Origin of the sequence: Streptomyces sp. NPDC007896 (assembly GCF_042959425.1) — a bacterium.
GTDB lineage: Bacteria > Actinomycetota > Actinomycetes > Streptomycetales > Streptomycetaceae > Streptomyces.
The window spans coordinates 104,134-124,537 of record NZ_JBIBKX010000023.1; the positions used below are offsets into that span (position 1 = coordinate 104,134).

Sequence of the window (20,404 nt, forward strand, 5' to 3'; positions counted from 1 at the left end):
CGTACCGCCACCGTCCCTGTCACCACCGACCGGGCCACCGCCTGGCTGCCCCGCGCACGAGCCCCTGTACGGGCCCGCGTTCGCGGCCGACCCCGCCGCCGTCTACCGGCGGCTGCGTACGGCAGGACCGACCGCACCGGTCGAGCTCGCACCCGGGGTCAGAGCCACCCTCGTCACCTCCTACGACGCCGCCCTGCACGTCCTGCGCAGCCCGGAGACCTTCTCCAAGGACCCCCGCCGCTGGCGCGACCTCGCCGACGGGACCGTCCCGCCGGACAGCCCGGTCGTGCCGATGATGATGTACCGGCCCAACGCGCTGTTCACCGACGGCGAGCAGCACGAGAGGCTGCGCGGCGCGATCACCGACAGCCTCGCGCTCGTCGATCCGAACACCCTGCGCGGCTATGTCGAGCGCAGCGCCGACACCCTCATCGACCGCTTCGCGCCGCTCGGCACGGCGGATCTGCTCGGTGAGTACGCGCAGGTCCTGCCGCTGCTGGTCTTCAACCACCTCTTCGGCTGCCCGGCCGAGTACGGGGTCCGGCTGGTCGAGGGCATGTCCGGGATCTTCGACGGGGTGGACGCGGAGAAGGCCGACGAGCTGCTGACCAGCACCCTGCTCGACCTGGTCGCGCTGAAGCGGGGCAACCCCGGTCAGGACATGACGTCCTGGCTGATGGCGCACCCTGCGGGCCTGACCGACGAGGAGATGATCCACACCCTCGTGGTACTGATGGGCGCCGGCACCGAGCCCCAGCAGAACCTGATCGCGAACAGCCTGCGGCTGCTGCTGTCCGACGACCGGTTCGCGGGCGATCTGTCCGGCGGCAGCCTCCCGGTGGAGGACGCCCTCGACGAGGTGCTGTGGACCGATCCGCCGATCGCCAACTACGCCGTGCACTATCCGCTGCACGACGTCCTGTACGAGGGAGCGGTGCTGCGCGCGGGCGATCCGCTGGTCGTCAGTCTCGCCGCGGCCAACGCCGATCCCGCGCTGACGGCCGATCAGCGGGCTGGCAACCGGGCCCACTTGGCGTGGAGCGCGGGCCCGCACAACTGTCCGGCGCAGAGCCCGGCCCGGCTGATCGCGACGGCCGCGGTGGAGAAGCTCCTCGACCGCCTCCCCGATGTGGAACTGGGGTTGCCGGTGGGCGAGTTGACTTGGCGGCCCGGCCCGTTCCACCGCGCGCTGGCGGCGCTGCCCGTACGCTTCCCGCCCATCACGACGGTCCAACGGCCCGAAGGTGAGCGGCAGTCGTACGCGAGACCCCTCCCGGCACTCGTGCCCGAGCCCCCCGCCCCGGAACCCGACCGCCCGCGAAGCGCCTGGACCCGGCTTCTGTCCTGGTGGCGAGGGGAGTGAGCGTCGGCCGTCAGTGGATCCGGGCGGGCAGGGTGCGGTGGCCGTTGGAGATGAAGGAGTCCACCGGCTCCAACTCCGAAGCGGATACGGCGAGTTGGAGGTCGGGGAAACGGTCGAAGAGGGCGGGGAGGGCGATGCGGGCCTCCAGGCGGCCCAGTGGGGCGCCGAGGCAGCGGTGTACGCCGTGTCCGAAGGCGAGGTGCTCCTTGTCCGCCCGGGTGACGTCGAAGAGGTCGGCGTCCTTGCCGTAGCGCTCGGGATCGCGTCCGGCGGCGGCGTACGCGGCGAGGATCGCCTCGCCCCGGCCGATCACCGTGCCGTCCGGGCCGCCCAGTTCGGCGAGGTCGAGGTCCTCTACGGCGTAGCGCAGCGGGAGGCTCGCGACGGGCGCCTCGACCCGCAGGGTCTCCTCGATCAGGTCGTCCCAGGTGGCGCGTCCGGCGCGAAGGTGCGCGAGCTGCTCGGGGTGGGTCAGCAGGGCGTGCACGGCGTTGTCGATGAGGTTGACGGTGGTCTCGTGACCGGCGCTGACCATCAGGACCAGCGTGTCGAGCAGCTCCTGCTCGCTCAGCCGGCCGTCACCCTCGTCGCGGGACGCGATGAGGCCGGAGGTCAGGTCGTCGCCGGGTGACTCCCGCTTCTCGGCGACCAGTTCACCCAGTACGGTGTACAGCCTGGCGTAGTTGCCCGTCACCTCCTCGGGCTGCGCGGAGGTGTGGAAGATGCTGTCCACCAGGTCCCTGAGGTCAGCCCGCTTGTCCTCGGGCAGGCCGAAGAGTTCGCTGATCACCTGGATGGGTATCGGATAGCAGAACTCCTCGCGCAGATCGACGACTTCGCCGTGCTCGCCGGCCTTGGCGATGCGGTCGAGGAGGCCGGAGGTGATCTCCTCGATCCGGGGTTGCAGCGCGGCCGTGCGGCGGGCCGTGAACGCCGTGGAGACGAGGGTCCGCAGCCGCCTGTGGTCGCCGCCGTACGCGGTGAACATGTTCTGCACCGCGACCCAGGTGAACAGCGGCCACTCGGGGGAGATCTCCCCGTTGATCCAGGCCGGCCAGTGCCGTCGCGGGTCCTTGGACACCCGTGGGTCCAGGAGCAGCCGTTTGAGCAGCTCGGGGCTGCTGACCGCCCAGGCCTCGACGCCACCGGGGAGGGCGACACGGGTCGCCGGTCCGCGCGCCCGGATGCGGGCGGCTTCCGCGTGGATGTCACGGCCCGTCGCGTCCACCACCAACGGGCTCGGATTTCCCGTCAAGGGACGTGGGGTTCCCATCGGGAGCCTCCCTGGCGCTCGGACATCAGTACGGCGCGTCACGCTACGCGAGGGTGGCGTGCCCCGATGCGACCGTCCGGTAACCACTGCGTGCGAGGGCAAATTCCCTTCGCGTACAAGCAAGTCGGAGGCTTGCCCGCCTCCTGGAGCCGTCCCGTCACAGCTCCCGCCCCGGTCGCCCATTGCCCTGAGCTCGGCCGGGGCGGGACCCCTTCCCTGCCCTCTCTCTACGCCTCGGTCGCCATCTGCTGCCGGCGGCGCCTGCGCAGCAGACGTCGCTTGCGCGGCTCCTGGTGCGGAAGCCAGCCGAAGGCCAGGCAACTGCCGGTCGCTCCGAGAAGGAGGCCGATGAAGAAGCCGCCGAGGTTGGAGGTGAGCCAGGTGCCGAGGGAGAGGAGGATGCCGAGCAGGGAGTAGAAGAGGCGCTGCGTCGGGTTGAAGAGGATCAGCAGACCGCACAGGATCATGACCGTCGGCAGCAGATAGCCCGCCATGCCCTGCATCCCGATGTGCATGACGACCTTCAGGGACGCCTTCTCGGTGAGGAGGATCTCCGCCCCGCCCAGGGTGAGCAGCAGCCCTCCCCAGAAGGGGCGGTCCGCACGCCACCGCCGGAAGCCGGACCGCAGATCCCGGACGGCCGACATCAGCAGCCCGAGTCGCTGAAGCGGAGCTTGAGACCGGGGAGCTTGAACACCGCCGCCGTGGTGGCGTAGTTCGTCTGCCGCAGGTTCCCGATGTGGACGGTGTCGGCCTGCTGGCTGAAGACGCCCTTGTTCCCCTGGACCCCGGCCTTGTCGAGCGTGCTCGCGTCGTTGCCGATCTCGATGTTGTTGAAGGCCGCGTCGCCCGACAGCTCGGTCGAGTCGGTCGTCAGATTGGTCGCCTGCACCTTGTCCGTGCCGCCGCCCGCGGTGATGACCAGGTTCGTACCGCCCAGGTCGACGCTCTGGCACAGCTTGGTGAGTGTCGCGTTCTTGATCGCGGAGGTGATGACGAGGACCTGGCCGCCGGTGTCGCCGGCGTTCGGGCTGCCGTCGGCCATGTTGTCGAGGTTGCCGAACTGCTCGAAGCCGGTGCCGTTGAGTTCGGTGGCCGTGACCGTGAACGGCATGCCGGAGATGGCGAATTGCACCCCCAGAGCGCCCTGGGCGGTGAGGATCATCAGTCCCGCGGCGACCGCGGTGGCAGGCACCGCCATCACCGCGGCGCGGCGCAGGCGGACCCGCCCACGTCTGCCGGAACCGCTTTCGTTCTCGGGGGTCGAATCGGTGGACGCCGTGGCGTCCGAGGACGAGGCCATGTTCTGCTCCCTGGACATAGTCATGCAGGTGGGGCTTCAACGGGCACGTTGTCCTGGCGCGGACAGCGGCTGCCGCGCACGCCTCCTCACAACTCCCGGCGGTCGCAAGGGCTTTCTCGTTACGCAGCAGTAGCCGACGTGGAAGTTACCGGGGGTTACATTCTTGGGTCAAGAGACTTGTGGCAAAGGGATGTTGATTGTGTGCCAACTGTGTAGGCCCGGCCGCGCTGACCTCGCACTTGGGCCCGCGACGACCTCGTGGCCGGGTCTGTGAACGGCTCCCACCTGAGACCGTGTTGACCTTCAACTTCCTTACTGTGCCTTGACGTTGACCATTCATCAGGTCTAGAACTCTGCATTGTTTCCCTTGGATCCGTGGCGCCGGATCCGATGCGCGGCACGTACGCCACCTCCTGGACCCCCCGCTCCTCGCGGGGCGGCCGTGGCACGTCTGAACGTGCGGTGCGCTCCAACGCTGAATCCACCTCCCCCCGCGGCACCGGCACGGCACTTTCCCCCCTGAGCCGTGTCCGGTCGCCCGGCTTCCGCTGCCGGTCCGTGACGTAAGGAGAAGGCGTCACGGACCGGCAGCGGTCCGCCGTGACGGCTGTCCGCGCCGGCCCCGTACCCACCCGCACGCCCGTCTGAGAAAGAGGCACCCCCATGCGCACTCGATCCCTGCTCGCCCTCCTCGGTACCGCCGCCGCGCTCTCGGTCTCCGCGATCGCCCCCGCCTCCGCGGACGACACCCCCGTGCTCACCGCCGGCGGAGCCGCCGTCGCCACCGGCGACGTCCTCACCGCCTCACTGGCGAGCGGCACCGCCGCCACGCTCTACTCCAGCGCGACCGGCACGAGCGGTGTCTCCTGTGCCGCGTCGGCCTTCACCGCCTCCGTCACCGACAACCCGACGGCCCCCGGCGCGGCCACCGAGTCGCTCAGCGCCCACACCTTCGGCAGTTGCACCAGCAATGTCATTGGCGTGCTCGGCGTCACCAGCGTCACGGTCAACAACCTCCCGTACACCACCACGGTCGCCTCGGCCGGCACGGTCACCGTGACCCCGGCCGCGGGCTCCACCATCCAGACCACGGTCGTGCTGCGCACCCTGCTGGGCAGCATCAACTGCGTCTACCAGGCGCCCAGCCTGACCGGCACGGCGAGCAACACCGACAACAGCATCACCTTCACCAACCAGGCGTTCGCGAAGTCCTCGGGTTCGTCGCTCTGCTTCAGCAGCGGCTACTTCACCGCGAAGTACGCGCCCGTCTCCGACACCACCCAGTCGGGCAGCCCGGCGGTCACCGTCAACTGACCGAGCCCGGACGACCGGTCACCGGCGGCGTCGCAGCGTGATGGCGACGCCCGCGGTGAGCAGGAACGCGGCCGCTCCCCCCGCCCCGGCGACGAGGGGGAGCGTGTTGCTGCCGCCGGACGAGCTGTCCGCGGCCGGCGCGAGATGGTCGGGTGCGGTCACCTCCGTCGTCGCCGCGGTGGTCTTGGGGGCGGGCGACGGCGACTGGTCGGTGGGGGTGGCCGTGGTCGTGGTCGGCTCCTGGCTCTGCTGAGCCTTCCGGCCGGCCGTGGGTGTCGTACGCGCGGGGGACGAGGTCGTCGGCGCGGCGGCCCCGCCGCCCTCGCTCGGGAAGACCACGTCCGAGCACGAGTAGTACGTGTCGGTCGTGCTCGTGTTCTGCCAGATCGTGTACAGCATCTGCCGGCCGGTCCGGTCGGCGGGCAGCGTGGCCTTGATCCGGTAGGCGCCGTTCACCAGTGCCGGATCGGTGGCCGTGGCGAACGGTTTCGTCGGCAGATCGGACCACTTGAGGGGCTTGGCCGGGTCGTAGCCGGGCTTGGACAGATACAGCTTGAAGGTCCCCGTGTGCGGAATCGTCGAACTGTAGGAGAGCGTGAAGGTCGCGCCCGGCGTCATCCGCGTCGAGGGCCAGTCGGCGCGGGCCAGGTCCAGTCCCTTGTAGGCGGGCAGACCCCCGCTGCACAGCTGCCCGTCCGGGATCACCTGACGGTCCCTGCCGCCCACACCGGCGACCCGGAGGTTGTCCCAGGCGGTGAAGGGCGCGCCGTTCGCCGCGATCGCCGCCTTGCAGGCCGCCGTAGCTGTGTTGCTGCCGCCTTCCGGCGAACAGGCCACCACCCGGCTGACCGGATCCGTCGGCGCGCCGTGCGCCTGGGCCGGACCCACGGCCCACGTCAGGAGAAGCAGCGGGGCCGCCACGGCGACAGCGGCCGCGGTGGCGGTGCGGTGTGCGGTCATCCGGTGGGTCTCCTTGCGGGGTGGGAGCGGCGGGTGCGGCCGTACGCATCGCGCGCAGGCGTGGCCGCACCGTGAAGTACGGGGGCACGGGGCCGTGCGTTCAGATGCGCGAGCCAGGTGAAACCGGGCACTCCCGGCCAACTGGGAGCCCTTGAGGGGCGGTTACCAGCCAGATCGAGGGTTTCCCCTGTATCCGTATTACCTGGGCTTTGCCTATCGTTCGGGCACAGCCGCCCCACAGGCAACCCCTGACGGGTCGCTCGCGACGTACGGCCGGCCACCGCGCCGCTTCTGGACTGCACCCCCCGCCGCTTCGACGACGAAGCGATTCGACCGCTGCTCCGCCGCGCCTTCCACCGCCCGGAGCCCCGGCCACGAAAGGCAAGCCCTTGCGTCCCGCCCCCTCACGAGAAGTCCGACGGAAGCTGATATCCGTCGCCGCGGTCTCCGCGGCTCTGCTGGCCGGAACGACCACCACGGTCGCCGCCGCCCAGCCGTCCACCGGGACCTCCACCGGCCAGGTGGCGGTCACCCCGGCGGCGCAGGCCACCGCACAGGCCGTCGCCGCTCCCGCCGAGCGCCTCATCGTCGGCTACAAGTCCGGCGCCGCCGAGGCCACCTCCAACTCCGCCGCCTCCGCCGACGCCGAGACCAAGGGCAAGGAGGCGGGCGAGAACCTCGACTTCACCCGTCGCCTCGGCACCGGCGCGGCCCTCGTCGACCTCGGCGACAGCCTCGGCACGAAGGACGTCGCCGACGTCATCGCCCGGTACCGGTCCGACCCGCAGGTCGCGTACGCCGTACCGGACCGCCTGAACACGCCCCAGGCCGACCCGAACGACACCGAGTACAGCAAGCAGTGGGACCTGTACGAGGCCAAGGCGGGCATGAACATCCCCGGTGCCTGGCCCACTTCTACCGGCAGCGGGGTGACGGTCGCCGTCATCGACACCGGTTACGTGGCGCACTCCGACGTCGCCGCGAACATCGTCGCCGGATACGACTTCATCTCCGACACGGCGGTCTCCGTCGACGGCGACGGACGCGACAGCAACCCGGCCGACCCGGGCGACCACTACGCGGCGAACGAGTGCGGTTCCGGCATCCCGGCGAGCGACTCCTCCTGGCACGGCACGCACGTGGCGGGCACCATCGCCGCGGTCGCCAACAACAGCAAGGGCATCGCGGGCATCGCCTACGGCGCGAAGATCTCCCCGCTGCGCGTCCTCGGCAAGTGCGGCGGCTACGACTCCGACATCATCGACGCCATCACCTGGGCCTCGGGCGGCACCGTCTCCGGCGTCCCGGCCAACGCCAACGTCGCCAAGGTCATCAACATGAGCCTCGGCGGCAGCGGCGCCTGCACCACGGCCACCCAGAGCGCCATCACCGCCGCCGTGAACCGCGGCACCACGGTCGTCGTCGCGGCGGGCAACGACAACGACAACGCCGCGGGCTACTCCCCGGCGAGCTGCAACAACGTCATCACCGTCGCCGCGACCGGCCGCAGCGGCTCCCGGGCCTCCTACTCCAACTACGGCTCGATCGTCGACATCTCGGCCCCCGGCGGCGACATGAGCACCGCCACCGCCAACGGCATCTACTCCACGCTGAACTCCGGTACGAAGACCCCCTCCTCGGAGTCGTACGCGTACTACCAGGGCACGAGCATGGCCACCCCGCACATCGTGGGCCTGGTCGCGCTCATGAAGTCGGCGAACCCCTCGCTCACCCCGGCCCAGATCGAGACGGCCATCAAGAACAACGCCCGTGCCCTGCCCGGCACCTGCTCCGGCGGCTGCGGCGCGGGCCTCGCGGACGCGACGAAGACCGTGCAGGCCGTGAGCGGTGCGACCACCGGCACGACCTTCTCCAACACCACCGCCCTCTCGATCCCGGACAACGGGTCGGCCGTCGAGTCCTCGATCGCCGTCGGCGGCCGCACCGGCAACGCGCCCTCCGCCCTCCAGGTCGGCGTCGACATCACCCACACCTACCGCGGTGACCTGGTGATCGACCTGGTCGCCCCGGACGGCTCGACGTACCGCCTGAAGTCCTCCAGCACCTCGGACTCCGCGGACAACGTCAACACCACCTACACGGTCGACGCGTCCGGCGAGACCGCCAACGGCACATGGAAACTCCGCGTCCAGGACGTGGCCGCCTCGGACACCGGCAAGCTCAACAGCTGGAAACTGACCTTCTGAGCGCGGCCCACGGGGGGAGGGGCGGCCCACGCGCGGCGTGGGCCGCCCCTTTCGGCTCGGCCGGTACCGTGAGCCACATGTCTGAACCCGCCGACGCGCCCGTGATCCTCAGCAACGAGCCGGGCTCGTTCCCCTGGAGCGTGCTCGCCCAGCGGCATCCGGCACTCATCCGGAAGGTCCGGGACGCCTTCCCCTACGGCCCCGAGCAGCACCGCGCGCTCGACGCCCTGCTGAAGAACGCCACCGAGGGCGTCATCGAACCGCTCGGCGAGCGGGCGGCGGACCGCGGGCAGTGGGAGCGGTGGGGCGGCGAGGAGTACACCGGCCGCTCCTGGTTCGACGTGCCCTTCCTCTGGTCCGAGAGCTACTTCTACCGCCGACTCCTCGAAGCCGTCGGCTACTTCGCCCCCGGCCCCTGGAAGGGCATCGACCCCTTCCGCCCCTTCAAACTCGCGGAGCTGGACACCCCGGAGGCGGACGAGGAACTCGCCGCGCTCGACCCGCTCGCCGAGCGGCCGGTCGAGGAGCGGGAGGAGGCGCTGCTGCACGGTTCGCTCTGGGGCAACCGCGCGGACCTCGGCTTCCGCCTCGCCGCCGCGGACGGGGAATCGGACGTCGATGCCCAACTGGTCGCCAATGACGGCGAGTCGCTGCGGTCCCTGTTCGCGGGCGGCACCCTCTGCCTGGTCGCGGACAACTCCGGCCGGGAACTCATCCCCGATCTGCTCCTGATCGACCACCTGCTCCACCACCGCCGCGTCGGGCGGGCGCTCCTGCACGTGAAGCCATACCCGTACTACGTCTCCGACGCCACGACTGCCGACGTGATCGACGCACTGCGCCACCTCACCGGGGCGAAGGGGGCCGCGGGCGAGTCCGGCCACCGGCTGTGGGCGGCGATGACCGACGGTCGCCTCACCGTCCGGGCCCACCCCTTCTCCTGCGCCCCGCTGCCGTACGCCGACATGCCCGACGACCTGCGCCGTGAGTTCGCCGAGGCCGACGTGACCCTCGTGAAGGGCGACCTGAACTACCGCCGCCTGGTCGGCGACCGACGCTACCCCGCCACCACCCCCTTCGCGGAGCCCACCGCGTACTTCCCGGGCCCGGTCGCCGCCCTGCGCACCCTCAAGTCCGATGTGATCGTGGGCCTGGACGCCCGCACGGAGGCCGCCCTCGACGCGGCCGAGGGCGGGCGCTGGCGCACGAGCGGCACACACGCCCTGATCCAGGTGCGGACCTGAGGGTCAAGCAGCCTCCAGCGGCAGCGACTTGATCCCGTTGATGAAGTTCGAGACCAGACGTCGGGGAGGTCCGGCGGCTCGCAGCACGGGCAGGGCCCGCAACGTCTCCTCATGGAGCACGCGCAGTTGCAGACGGGCGAAGTGCGCGCCGAGGCAGACGTGCGGGCCGTCGCCGAAGGAGACATGGGGGTTGGGGGAGCGCGACAGGTCGAGCCGCTCGGGATCGGTGAAGACACGTTCGTCGTGGTTGGCCGAGGCGTGGAAGACAACCACCTTGTCGCCCGCGCGGATGCGCTGCCCGGCCAGCTCGGTGTCCAGGGCCGCCGTACGGCGGAAGCTGAGCACCGGCGGATGCAGGCGCAGCAACTCGTCGACAGCCGGGTCGAGTTCGATGGCCCCGGCGCGCAGGGCGGCGTACGAGACCGGGTGGTGAGCGAGTGCCAGAAGACCGCCGGGAGCCGCGCTGCGCACGGTGTCGTTGCCCGCGACGGTGAGGAGGAAGAAGAACATCTCCAGCTCGCCGGGGGTGAGTTCGGGGTCGGCGGCGAGAGTGGTCATGACGTCGTCGCTCGGATGGCTCTTCTTGTAGAGGGCCAGTTGGTGCGCGTACGCGAACATGTCCCGCAGCATCGCCGGGGAGCGCGGATTGACCGGGCGGCCGCGCGCGTCGAGCACGGGCTCGCCCGCCTCGTCGGGGTCCTGGTAGCCGATGACGCGCTGTGTCCAGCGCAGCAGCAGGCCGCGGTCGCGCTCCGGAACGCCCAGCAGGTCGGCGAGGTTGAGCAGGGCGTACTCGTCGGTGACGGTGGCGACGAGATCGAAGACGCCGTCGCCCGCACGGGCCTCGGCCACCGCCTTTTCGAGCAGGTCCCGGGCCCGGGTGCGGACGACCGACGCGAAGTGCTCGACCCGGCGAGGCGTGAAGGCGCGGCTGACCAGACGCCGCAACCTGCCGTGGTCCGGCGGATCCTGATTGAGCATCATGCGCCGGATGAACGGCAGGTCGTCCGGGTCGGGATCGCGGATCTGGGTCGCCCCGAGACACGAGGAGTACGTCGCCGAGTCCTTCAGCACCCGGACCACGTCCGCGTGCCGGGTCACCGCCCAGAAGCCGGGCCCGGCCGGCCAGCCCAACACCTCGGGCTCGTGCTGCCAGGCCACGGGGTGATGGTCGCGCAGGGTGCGGTAGGCGGCGTGCGGGACCCCGTCGGCGTACCGCCGGGGGTCGAAGACGTCGGGGACGGGCGGGGCACTCTCGCGTACGCTCACGCCGGCTCGCCCCCATCCTCGCCCGCGACCACACCCGAGCCGCCGCTCGCGATCTCGCCCTGGTCGCCGCTCGCGACCTCGCCCCCTTCGTCTCCCGTGTTGTCCGCGTCCTCGCCGCTGCCCCAGCCCGCGTCCCGTGAGCGCAGGAAGGCCTCCACGACGCGGATCAGGTCCAGCGGGCTCTCGTCCATCGCGTAATGGCCCGCCCACGGCAGCTCGAACAGCTCCGCGTCCGGGTACCAGCACATCCAGGTCTCCCGCATCAGACCGGCGGACAGCGCGGGATCCAGCGCCCCGGTCACCGCCAGCGCGGGTACCGTCGCGCCCTCGACCTCCGTGTGGAAGTCCTCGCCGGCCCAGGAGTCCAGATAGGCGCGGAACGCCTTGGTGTCGCTGAGTTCCAGTGAGCGCGCCACCATCCGGTCGAGCCACGCGGCGGGCAGCCGGCCGCCGGTCGTGAAGTCGATGATGGCGCGCCGGTTCTCCGGCTTGTGCGCCGCGTCCGCGAACAGCTCCCACTGGTCCGCCGGCAGCGGCAGCCCGGACGCGGGCACCGGCGAGACCCCGACGAGCCGACGCAGCCGGTCCGGGGCGAGGGCCAGCAGGCGCTGGGCGACGGCGGCGCCCATCGAGTGGCCGACCACCGAGAACCGCTCCCAGTCGAGCCGGTCCGCCAGCTCGACCACATCGGCGGCGGCCTCCGCGGTGGTGTACGCGCCGAGCGCGTCCTTCGCCTGCCCGTAGCCGCGCAGGTCGACCAGCGCGTACTGGAACGCGGCACGGTCGAGATCCGGGACCACCGCCGCGTAGGCGGACCGGTCGGCGAACCAGCCGTGCACGGCGATCACCTTGTGGGCGCCGTCGCCGTGCACTTCATGGGGAAGTACGAAGGAGGTCATGCGACCACGGTGGCCCGGCGGGTGCGGGTCGGCAAGACCCCGCGCCGACCCGCCCGCGGGGCCCCGGCCATGGACCGGAAAAGGGGTAAATTCACGCGATGGTGTGATCATGTCCCACCCGGAGGATGCCCCCGGAGGGCCCTGGGTAGGGCCCGGCCATGACGCAGCCGTTCGAACTCCCGCACTTCTACATGCCGTATTCCGCGCGGTTGAACCCGCACCTCGACGAGGCGCGCGCCCACACGGTCGAATGGGCCCGTGGGATGGGCATGTTGGAGGGCTCCGGCATCTGGGAACAGTCCGACCTCGACGCGCACGACTACGGGCTGCTCTGTGCGTACACCCACCCCGACTGCGACGGCCCGGCACTCTCGCTCATCACCGACTGGTACGTGTGGGTCTTCTTCTTCGACGACCACTTCCTGGAGACCTTCAAACGCACCCAGGACCGCGACGGCGGCAAGGCCTATCTGGACCGGCTGCCCCTCTTCATGCCGCTGGACCTCTCGACCCCCGTACCGGAGCCGGAGAATCCGGTCGAGGCGGGGCTCGCCGACCTCTGGGCGCGCACGGTGCCCGCGATGTCGGTGGACTGGCGGGGGCGGTTCGCGGTGTCCACGGAGCACCTGCTCAACGAGTCGATGTGGGAGCTCTCCAACATCAACGAGGGGCGGATCGCCAACCCCGTCGAGTACATCGAGATGCGCCGCAAGGTGGGCGGCGCCCCCTGGTCGGCGGGGCTCGTGGAGTACGCGACGGCCGAGGTGCCCGCCTCCGTCGCCCGGACGCGCCCGCTGCGGGTGCTGATGGAGACGTTCTCGGACGGGGTCCATCTGCGCAACGACCTGTTCTCCTACCAGCGCGAGGTCGAGGTCGAGGGCGAGCTCAGCAACGGCATCCTCGTCCTGGAGACCTTCTTCGGCTGCACCACGCAGGAGGCCGCCGAGACCGTCAACGACATCCTCACCTCACGCCTGCACCAGTTCGAGCACACGGCCCTCACCGAAGTGCCCGCACTCGCCGCGGAGAAGGGACTCACCCCGGACCAGGTCGCCGCCGTCGCCGCGTACACCCAGGGGCTCCAGGACTGGCAGTCGGGCGGCCACGAGTGGCACCTGCGCTCCAGCCGCTACATGAACGAGGGGGCGGTGAAAGGCAGTCGGCCGTTCGGCCTCGCGGAGCTCGGCACCTCGGCCGTCGACATCGGCGCACTGCTCTCCGCGGCCGGGGCGGAGCGGCTGCGCAGGTACACCCATGTCCCGTACCAGAAGGTCGGCCCGTCCCTGCTCCCCGACTTCTCCATGCCCTTCGAGCTCGCCCTCAGCCCCCACCTGGACGGCGCCCGCGACCGCCTCACCGGCTGGATGTACGAGAAGGGCATGCTCCAGGAGGGCGTCTGGGACGAGGACAAGCTGGTGGCGTACGACCTTCCGCTGTGCGCCGCGGGCATCCACCCGGACGCGACCGAGGAAGCCCTCGACCTCGGCTCCCAGTGGCTGGCCTGGGGGACGTACGGCGACGACTACTACCCGCTGGTCTTCGGACACCGCCGCGACCTGGCGGCGGCGAAGACGACCACCGAACGCCTCTCGGCCTGCATGCCCATCGAGGGCGAGCCGACCTTGGTCCCGGCCAACGCCATGGAGCACGGCCTCCTCGACCTGTGGGAGCGCACGACGCCGAAGATGACGCCGGACGAGCGGCGCAAGCTGCGCGGCGACGTGGACAAGATGACGGAGAGCTGGGTGTGGGAGCTGTCGAACCAGTTCCAGCACCGCATCCCCGATCCGATCGACTACCTGGAGATGCGCCGCGCCACCTTCGGCTCCGACCTCACCCTGAACCTGTGCCGCCTGGGCCACGGCCCCAAGGTCCCGCCGGAGGTCTACCGGAGCGGTCCCGTCCGGTCGTTGGAGAACGCCGCCAGCGACTACGCGATGCTCATCAACGACGTCTTCTCGTACCAGAAGGAGATCGAGTACGAGGGCGAGGTCCACAACGCCATCCTCGTCGTGCAGAACTTCTTCGGCTGTGACTACCCGACCGGCCTCGGCATCATCCATGACCTGATGACCCAGCGCATGCAGCAGTTCCAGCACGTCGTCGCCTATGAACTACCGCTCTTGTACGAGGACTTCAAGCTCTCGCAGGAGGTGCGCGGGATCATGGACGGCTATGTCGTGCAACTCGAGAACTGGCTCTCCGGAATCCTGAAATGGCACCAGGACTGCCACCGTTACGGCGCCGAGGACCTGGCCCGCCGGGCCCACGGCTTTCTGCCGGACCGGGCTCCCACGGTGCCGGGCCCCGGGACGGGGGTCGGGACCGTACCGGTACCGGAGCCGGTGCTCGGTCCGCACGACATGGCGGAGGCGGAAGCCCCGCCGGACCTCACTCCCCGGATCGCAGCAGGCGCCACCCCGTCGTTCACCCTGCCGAAGGGAGTGGGAGCCGCCGCGGAGTTCAGCCTGCCGAAGGCCGAGGCGACGTCCGCTCCGCACTGACGTCGGCATCGGCGTTCGCATCGGCGTTGGCACCGGTGTCCGTATGGATGTCGGTCGTCCCGGCGAGGCTCCGCTCCACGTTCGCCCTGGCCGTCCCGGAGAGTCTCGTCAGAAGCTCCCCGGCGGCCACGGTGACGGTGCGGACCTCGTCGGTGAGCGCCGTGTCGGAGGCCGCGGCCCGGGCGATCGCGTAGTGCTCCTCGACGATGTACGCGCCCAGGTTGGTCCGCCACCAGTGCTCCAGCGAGCCGTCGCTGTTGCCGTTGCCGTTGCCGTTGCCGTTGCCGTCACGGTCACTGCCGCCGTCGTTGCCGTCCGGCTCGGCGAGGGCGTCCCGCAGCGAGGTCAACGTGCGTATCGCCGCGCCGAACCGGCCCTCCTCCCGCTCCAGCCGCGCGAGCTTGAGGAGGGCCGAGACGCGGTCCCAGGCTTTGGTCTGCAGCGGCACGTACAGCCGCTGGGCGCGCAGCGCCTGAAAGGTGTCGCCCAACTGCTGGAACTCGTGTACGAGTGGGCTCAGTTGGCATGCGTGACGGCGCTCCATGGCCTTGCCGTCCCGCGCGTCGCGGTACGCCCGGAAGTCGATGTCGTCCAATCGCCGGATCAGCGCGGTGCGGGCGAGCTCGACCAGACCCTGTTCGCGGGCGAGTCCGGTCCAGGTGAACAGCGGCTCGTCGGCGGGGTCGGTGCCGAAGAGCGAGTCGTCCAGGTCGCTCGCCCACCTCCGCAGCTCGGCCGGATCAGCGCCCGGCTCGGGCATCCCGCCGAGCCCGCACCAGGTGTCGAAGTCCGTCTCACGGACCTCGCACAGCAGCGGCAGATCCTCCGCCAGACCGCGCAGGCCCACCAGGACGGCGGCGAGCCGCAGTTCGTCGGTCATCGACGCCTCGGCCTCATGCCTCAGCAGATGCCGCAGCAGCGGAAGATCGCCCTCGCGTCGGTCGTACTGGGCGGCGCGCAGCGCGAGCGCCCGGCGCGCCCGGTCCCCGGCCACCTCGTCCCACGCCGAGTGCTCGCGCAACAGCGCCAGGTCGGCGCGTCCCCGCGCGAGGACCGACTCCCACAACGGGGGACGGGGGTGGCGGTCCAGGAGGCCGTGTGCGCCGCCCTCCTCCGCGTTCAGAAGAAGGAAGTCGGGCTCGGTGCGCAACAGGGCCGCGTGCAGCAGACCGATGAGCTCGACGGGCGAGCGCTCGGGCAGGCCGAGACCGGCCCGCAGTTCGGTCCGCTCGTCGTCGATCCCGTGGTACTCCCGGATCTCGTCCTCCGTCTCGGCGACCGCGGCGCGGATCTTCTCCTCTCCGTCGGCCGGCGCGAGCCCCAGGTGGTCGTGCCAGCCGGGCAGCCCGACCAGCACCTCCAGCGCCTCGTCGACGCTGTTGCCGATGATTCCGGCGGAGCCCTCCGAGTCCGCGTACAGCACGGAACCGTCCTCGCACACGAAATACGTGCCGCCCGTGTCGTCCCCCGCCACCGCCTCCAGCGGACGGCCCGAGGCGAGCCGGACGTCCTCGATGTGGTCGGCACGGGCCAGGTCGAAGTTGAAGGGGAACGCGGCCAGTTCGGCCAGGTGAGACTGCTCCCGGAGCAGCCGCAGGGCGTGATCGCTCATACCGCCGAACGTAACAGCGGGCACTGACAACGGCTCCGTCACACCGGCTGACGCCGTCCGCCGACCTCGCCGACCTCGCCGACCTCGCCGGGTTCCCTGACGGACGCGTGCGCCACGGCGGCTCGTGCCAGTGCCCGCACGATCGGGTGCGGGCGCGAGCCGTCCCCGTACTGCTCCGGCTGGAAGAGGGTGCCCAGGAAGAAGGGGTGGCCAGGGAGTTCGACGATCCGTACGTTGCCGTCCTCGTCGTGGCCGCTGAAGCGCAGGCCGTGGGCGCGCAGGGTGTCGAGGTGGCGGGTGGGGCCGTAGGCGCAGAAATAGCGCTCGACCGTTCGCTCGGCGCCCATCACGGACTGGGCGAGCGAACCAGGTTCGATGGTGACGGCGGCCTCGTGGCCCAGGAGGGAACAGGCGAGCGGTTCGATGAGGAGGTCATCGGCGTCGGGGTCCTGCTCGGCGTGCGCGACACGGGTGAGTCCGCAGACGTCGCGCGCGAACTCCAGGAGCGCGTGCTGGAATCCGCCGCATGTGCCCAGGAACGGGATGCCCTCCTCGCGCGCGGTGCGGATCGCGGTGAGGGTCCCCGCCTCGCTGCGGTACGGGCTGCCGGGCAGCACCCACACCGCGTCGAACCCGCGTACCGCGGCCGGGTCCTCGGCGTCCTCGGACGGGACCCAGTAGGCGTCGAGGACGAGGCGGTCGCGGGTGGCCAGAGCGTCCAGGAGGAGGGGGACGCGGGTGTGGGCGAGGACGTTCGGGGAGCGGTCGCCCACGAGGGCGAGGCGAGCGGTCTGCGCCGCGTTGGTCGTCATGCCCTCATCCTCGGCGGGCGCGCTCGTTCACGTCCAACGATGATTACTGCACCCTCGATAAGCAACCCTGATGAGGGGGCTGATGAGCTGCAGGTTCCATACGAGATCCTGGGGCGCATGGATCCGCATCTCCTGCGCACATACGTCACCGTGGCCCGCCTCGCCTCCTTCTCGGAGGCCGCACGGGAACTCGGCTACACCCAGTCCGCGGTGTCCCAGCACATCGCCGCGCTGGAGCAGGACCTCGGCGCGCCCCTGCTGACCCGGCGCCCCGTGGCACCGACGGCGGCGGGCGAACGGCTCCTCGAACACGCCGGGCCGCTGCTGCTGCGCCTGGACGCGGCTCGCGCGGACGTCGTACGGATGGTGGGGGCGCCCGAGCACGGGCTGACGCTCGCGGCGACACCGACGGCGCTCGGTTCGCGCGCGCTCGCGGCGCTGCCCGCCGCCGGCGTGACCCTGCGGGTGCTGGCCCGCGAGGAGATCCCCGCCGCCGTCGCGGAGGGCGGGGCGGACCTGGGCCTGGTGGACGGACTGACGGCGCCCAACGACCCCTTGCGGCACCCCGACGTGGCCCCGCTGACCACGTACGGCGTCGGCGAGGAACCCGTCAGCGTGCTGCTGCCCGAGAGCCATCCGCTCGCCCGGCGCGACGGGCTGCGCCTCGCCGATCTCGTCGACGCCCGCTGGCTGGACGCCCCCGGCGCGGGACTGCCCCTGGCTCACCTCCGCCGGGCGAACGGCAGCGGGGGCTTCCGCCCGGCCCTGCGTTACGAGGGCACCGACGTGCGCACCCTCACCGCCCTGGCCGCCGCCGGGCACGGCCTCGCCCTGCTGCCGCGGGCCGTGGCCACCGGCGTCCCCGGGGCGGTGGCCGTCCCGCTCGTGGCGCCGCGCCTGGTGCACCGGACGGAACTGGTGCACGGCGGGTCGCCGCGCGGAGCCGCCGCGGCCATGGTGGACAAACTTCTCGAACGTGTTTGACAGTCTCACTCGTTCGTGAATCGTCGTGCGCCGGAGCGCAGGGTAGAGCAAGAGCCGGGGGGCGGTCCGTAGAGCATCTGCCGGAGGCGATCCATGGAACAGGGCGCACCGCGTCCCAAGCCGATGCCCGGTCAGGAGCCGGGCGGTGACGGGCGTCCGACCGGCACCACCAAGCGTCCGCACGCCGCGCGACGGCGTGGCAGGCGGCTGATGTCCCTGCTCCTCGGTCTCTTCGTCGGGACCGTGCTGGTCCTGTCGGGCGTCGGCATCGGGACCGTCGGCGCCACGGTGATCGGTATGAGCAGGCTGGCGGACTTCCAGAAGCGGGCGGGGGCGGCGCAGGGACCGTCCGGCCGGGCGTCCCGGCCCGGACAGGCCTCCGGTGCGCCGCAGGCCGGTGGCACCAAGTCGGCGTCCGGCGGCGGGAGTCCGGTCGCTTCGACGGCACCGGAGCCCGCGCCCGGGAAGGCCACGCTCGGCATCGAGGCCGTCGACGCCCCCGGCGGCGGGGGCGCGCTCGTCGTCGGTGTGCACATCCCCGGCCCGGGCCACACCGCGGGCCTGGTCCGCGGTGACACCCTCACCGCCTTCGGCGGGGCACGGCTCGGCTCGGCCGCCGACCTCGCGCGGGCGGTCTCGGCCGCGGACCCCGGGACCAAGGTCACGCTCGGCGTGCGCCACGCGAACGGCAACCATCAACAACTGTCCACGGTCCCGGGCATCGTGACCTGACGCCGACGAAACGGTCAGTCGGTCCTGAAGTGGCTGGTCAGCCGCCCGTCGTCGGCCAGTACATGAAACGCGCACCCAGGGGGCGCGTCCCGGTCGGCGGCCCCCTCGCCCTCCCAGGGCAGCCGCAGCGTCCAGGTCACCCCGGGACCGACGACGAGCGGCCGCCCGGCGAAGGCGGTCGCGGCGGGCGTGTGCGCATGCCCGGTGATCAGCCCGACGACCTCGGGCCTGCGCTCCAACAGCGCGGCCAGGGAATCCGGCCGGCGCCCGGCTTCTCGGACGCGGGCTGCCCGAGCAGGGCCTCGCGGTAGGGCGCGCGGCTGTCGTGGTTGCCCGGGCAGGTGGGTACGGGGAAAGGAGGCTCCCCGTCACGCAGCCCGAGCAGACGCGCCGCCTCCTCGTACTCCGCCTCCGTGCCGTGGTCCGCGATGTCGCCGGTCACCAGCAGGGCGTCCACCCGCCCCGGCAGTTCCCACAGCCGGTCCCGCACCCGCTCGGCCCGCTCCGTCGCCCGCCGGGTGCCGTCGAGATGCAGATCGCTGATGTGTGCCCGTACGAGCATGGCCTGGGGCCTCCCTTTGACGTTCTTGGAAGTTAATGGAAAATACGCATGCAACCATTAGCGCTAATGGATTGGCAACGCTCAGCCGTTACTTGAGCTCCCGGACCGACGCCATGGCCGCAACCGGCTCGCGTCCGCATCGGCGAACGGGCAGGATGCTGCCCGTAGCCCCTGGGGAAACTCCGGACAGACGGAGGCATGGATGACCGGCACGCCCGCGCCCTTCACCGCCGGTGACTACGAGGCCCGTATGCGGCGCGCGGCCGAGGCCGCCGCGGACGCGGGACTCGACGGCGTCCTGATCGCCCCCGGACCCGATCTGGTGTGGCTGACCGGCTACCGGCCCGTGGAGACCGAACGCCTCACCCTGCTGGTGCTCAGGGCCGGGCAGGATCCCGTGCTGGTCGTGCCGACCCTGGAGGCCCCGGACGCGGCAGCGGCGGCCCCCATGCTGACCCTGCGCGACTGGACCGACGGCAAGGACCCGTACGAGGCGGCCGCGTCCCTGGTCGGGAGCGACGGCCGCTTCGGCGTCAGCGACAACACCTGGGCCCTGCATCTGCTCGGCCTCCAGCGGCGGCTGCCGGACACGCGGTACGCGGCCCTCACCGAAGCCCTGCCGATGCTGCGGGCGGTCAAGGACGCGGCGGAGGTGGCGCGGTTGGCGGAGGCCGGAGCGGCCGCGGACGCCGCGTACGAGGAGATCCGCAAGGTGCCCTTCGCGGGGCGCAGGGAGGCCGAAGTCGCCGCCGACCTCGCCGAGCTGCTGCGGCACTTCGGCCACTCCCAGGTCGACTTCACCATCGTCGCCTCGGGCCCGAACGGCGCCAACCCGCACCACGAGGCGGGCGAGCGCGTCATCGAGCGCGGTGACATGGTGGTCCTCGACTTCGGCGGCCTCAAGCACGGCTACGGCTCCGACACCTCCCGCACGGTCCACGTCGGCGAGCCGGACCTCGAGGAGCGCCGGGTGCACGACGTCGTGCGCGCGGCCCAGGAGGCGGGCGTCGCTGCGGTCCGGCCGGGAGCCGCCTGCCAGGACGTCGACCGGGCGGCCCGCGCCGTCATCACCGAGGCGGGATACGGCGAGTACTTCATCCACCGCACCGGGCACGGCATCGGCGTCACCACCCACGAACCGCCGTACATGATCGAGGGCGAGGAACTGCCCCTCGTGCCCGGGATGTGCTTCTCCGTGGAGCCCGGCATCTATCTGCCCGGCCGCTTCGGGGTGCGCATCGAGGACATCGTGACGGTGACCGAGGAGGGCGGATGGCGCCTCAACACCACGTCCCGCGAGATGGCGATCGTCGACTGACCGGCCACCAGGAGTACTCCCCAGGGCCTCCCGGCAGCCCAAGGCCCC

16 protein-coding genes and 1 pseudogene are annotated in these 20,404 nt (G+C 71.5%); 8 read left to right on the top strand and 9 right to left on the bottom strand.

Annotation, left to right across the window (positions count from 1 at the left end; genetic code table 11):
• Nucleotides 1-16: 16 nt before the first annotated feature.
• On the top strand, nt 17-1,363 hold the full coding sequence (locus tag ACFZDJ_RS47125; RefSeq protein WP_384910168.1) for a cytochrome P450: 1,347 nt from the start codon (nt 17-19) through the stop codon (nt 1,361-1,363).
• A gap of 10 nt (nt 1,364-1,373) precedes the next feature.
• Here ACFZDJ_RS47125 and ACFZDJ_RS47130 read toward each other — a convergent pair whose 3' ends face one another.
• The 3 genes from ACFZDJ_RS47130 to ACFZDJ_RS47140 all read right to left on the bottom strand — a co-directional run bounded on the left by ACFZDJ_RS47130 (nt 1,374) and on the right by ACFZDJ_RS47140 (nt 3,939).
• On the bottom strand, nt 1,374-2,636 hold the full coding sequence (locus ACFZDJ_RS47130) for a cytochrome P450 (protein ID WP_391068655.1): 1,263 nt from the start codon (nt 2,634-2,636) through the stop codon (nt 1,374-1,376).
• Nucleotides 2,637-2,863: 227 nt separating this feature from the next.
• Complete coding sequence (locus ACFZDJ_RS47135; protein WP_075030989.1) at nt 2,864-3,283, bottom strand: DUF6114 domain-containing protein; 420 nt, start codon at nt 3,281-3,283, stop codon at nt 2,864-2,866.
• Complete coding sequence (locus tag ACFZDJ_RS47140) at nt 3,283-3,939, bottom strand: DUF6230 family protein (RefSeq protein ID WP_054236784.1); 657 nt, start codon at nt 3,937-3,939, stop codon at nt 3,283-3,285. The genes ACFZDJ_RS47135 and ACFZDJ_RS47140 overlap by 1 nt, the downstream gene beginning before the upstream one ends.
• A 663-nt stretch (nt 3,940-4,602) precedes the next feature.
• Between ACFZDJ_RS47140 and ACFZDJ_RS47145 the strand changes: the two genes are divergently transcribed.
• Nucleotides 4,603-5,253 carry a Tat pathway signal sequence domain protein gene (locus ACFZDJ_RS47145; RefSeq protein WP_390938277.1) on the top strand — a complete coding sequence of 217 codons (651 nt, stop codon included), beginning with the start codon at nt 4,603-4,605 and terminating at the stop codon, nt 5,251-5,253.
• Between the two features lie 18 nt (nt 5,254-5,271).
• On the opposite strand, the gene ACFZDJ_RS47150 is transcribed toward ACFZDJ_RS47145, so the two are convergent.
• Nucleotides 5,272-6,213 carry a lytic polysaccharide monooxygenase gene (locus ACFZDJ_RS47150; RefSeq protein WP_391068658.1) on the bottom strand — a complete coding sequence of 314 codons (942 nt, stop codon included), beginning with the start codon at nt 6,211-6,213 and terminating at the stop codon, nt 5,272-5,274.
• 389 nt (nt 6,214-6,602) lie between these two features.
• Here ACFZDJ_RS47150 and ACFZDJ_RS47155 point away from each other — a divergent pair, with 389 nt between their 5' ends.
• Both ACFZDJ_RS47155 and ACFZDJ_RS47160 read left to right on the top strand, forming a co-directional pair.
• A complete protein-coding gene (locus ACFZDJ_RS47155) occupies nt 6,603-8,420 on the top strand; it encodes a S8 family serine peptidase (protein ID WP_391068660.1) in 1,818 nt (605 codons plus the stop codon).
• Between the two features lie 77 nt (nt 8,421-8,497).
• Nucleotides 8,498-9,664, top strand: a complete 1,167-nt coding sequence (locus ACFZDJ_RS47160; protein ID WP_391068663.1) for an ARMT1-like domain-containing protein — start codon at nt 8,498-8,500, stop codon at nt 9,662-9,664.
• 3 nt (nt 9,665-9,667) lie between these two features.
• On the opposite strand, the gene ACFZDJ_RS47165 is transcribed toward ACFZDJ_RS47160, so the two are convergent.
• Nucleotides 9,668-10,933: a cytochrome P450 gene (locus ACFZDJ_RS47165; protein ID WP_391068666.1), complete on the bottom strand. Its 1,266-nt coding sequence runs from the start codon at nt 10,931-10,933 to the stop codon at nt 9,668-9,670.
• Nucleotides 10,930-11,832, bottom strand: a complete 903-nt coding sequence (locus tag ACFZDJ_RS47170) for an alpha/beta fold hydrolase (protein ID WP_391068669.1) — start codon at nt 11,830-11,832, stop codon at nt 10,930-10,932. The genes ACFZDJ_RS47165 and ACFZDJ_RS47170 overlap by 4 nt, the downstream gene beginning before the upstream one ends.
• Nucleotides 11,833-11,990: 158 nt before the next feature.
• Between ACFZDJ_RS47170 and cyc2 the strand changes: the two genes are divergently transcribed.
• Nucleotides 11,991-14,336 carry a germacradienol/geosmin synthase Cyc2 gene (gene cyc2 / locus ACFZDJ_RS47175; protein WP_391068672.1) on the top strand — a complete coding sequence of 782 codons (2,346 nt, stop codon included), beginning with the start codon at nt 11,991-11,993 and terminating at the stop codon, nt 14,334-14,336.
• On the opposite strand, the gene ACFZDJ_RS47180 is transcribed toward cyc2, so the two are convergent.
• Both ACFZDJ_RS47180 and ACFZDJ_RS47185 read right to left on the bottom strand, forming a co-directional pair.
• Nucleotides 14,296-15,948, bottom strand: a complete 1,653-nt coding sequence (locus ACFZDJ_RS47180; protein ID WP_391068674.1) for a hypothetical protein — start codon at nt 15,946-15,948, stop codon at nt 14,296-14,298. The two genes, cyc2 and ACFZDJ_RS47180, sit on opposite strands and share 41 nt — an antisense overlap.
• Before the next feature lie 38 nt (nt 15,949-15,986).
• Nucleotides 15,987-16,760, bottom strand: a complete 774-nt coding sequence (locus tag ACFZDJ_RS47185; RefSeq protein WP_391068676.1) for a gamma-glutamyl-gamma-aminobutyrate hydrolase family protein — start codon at nt 16,758-16,760, stop codon at nt 15,987-15,989.
• Between the two features lie 117 nt (nt 16,761-16,877).
• Between ACFZDJ_RS47185 and ACFZDJ_RS47190 the strand changes: the two genes are divergently transcribed.
• Nucleotides 16,878-17,744 (top strand): LysR family transcriptional regulator, encoded by an 867-nt coding sequence (locus ACFZDJ_RS47190; RefSeq protein WP_391068679.1) that lies wholly within the window; start codon nt 16,878-16,880, stop codon nt 17,742-17,744.
• Between the two features lie 93 nt (nt 17,745-17,837).
• A complete protein-coding gene (locus tag ACFZDJ_RS47195) occupies nt 17,838-18,476 on the top strand; it encodes a PDZ domain-containing protein (RefSeq protein WP_390938255.1) in 639 nt (212 codons plus the stop codon).
• Between the two features lie 14 nt (nt 18,477-18,490).
• Here ACFZDJ_RS47195 and ACFZDJ_RS47200 read toward each other — a convergent pair.
• Nucleotides 18,491-19,038: pseudogene (locus tag ACFZDJ_RS47200) on the bottom strand (metallophosphoesterase).
• A gap of 202 nt (nt 19,039-19,240) precedes the next feature.
• On the opposite strand from ACFZDJ_RS47200, the gene ACFZDJ_RS47205 reads away from it, so the two are divergent.
• The gene (locus ACFZDJ_RS47205) at nt 19,241-20,356 is read left to right on the top strand and encodes a M24 family metallopeptidase (protein WP_385369381.1); all 1,116 of its coding nucleotides are present in this window, start codon (nt 19,241-19,243) and stop codon (nt 20,354-20,356) included.
• Nucleotides 20,357-20,404 lie beyond the last annotated feature (48 nt).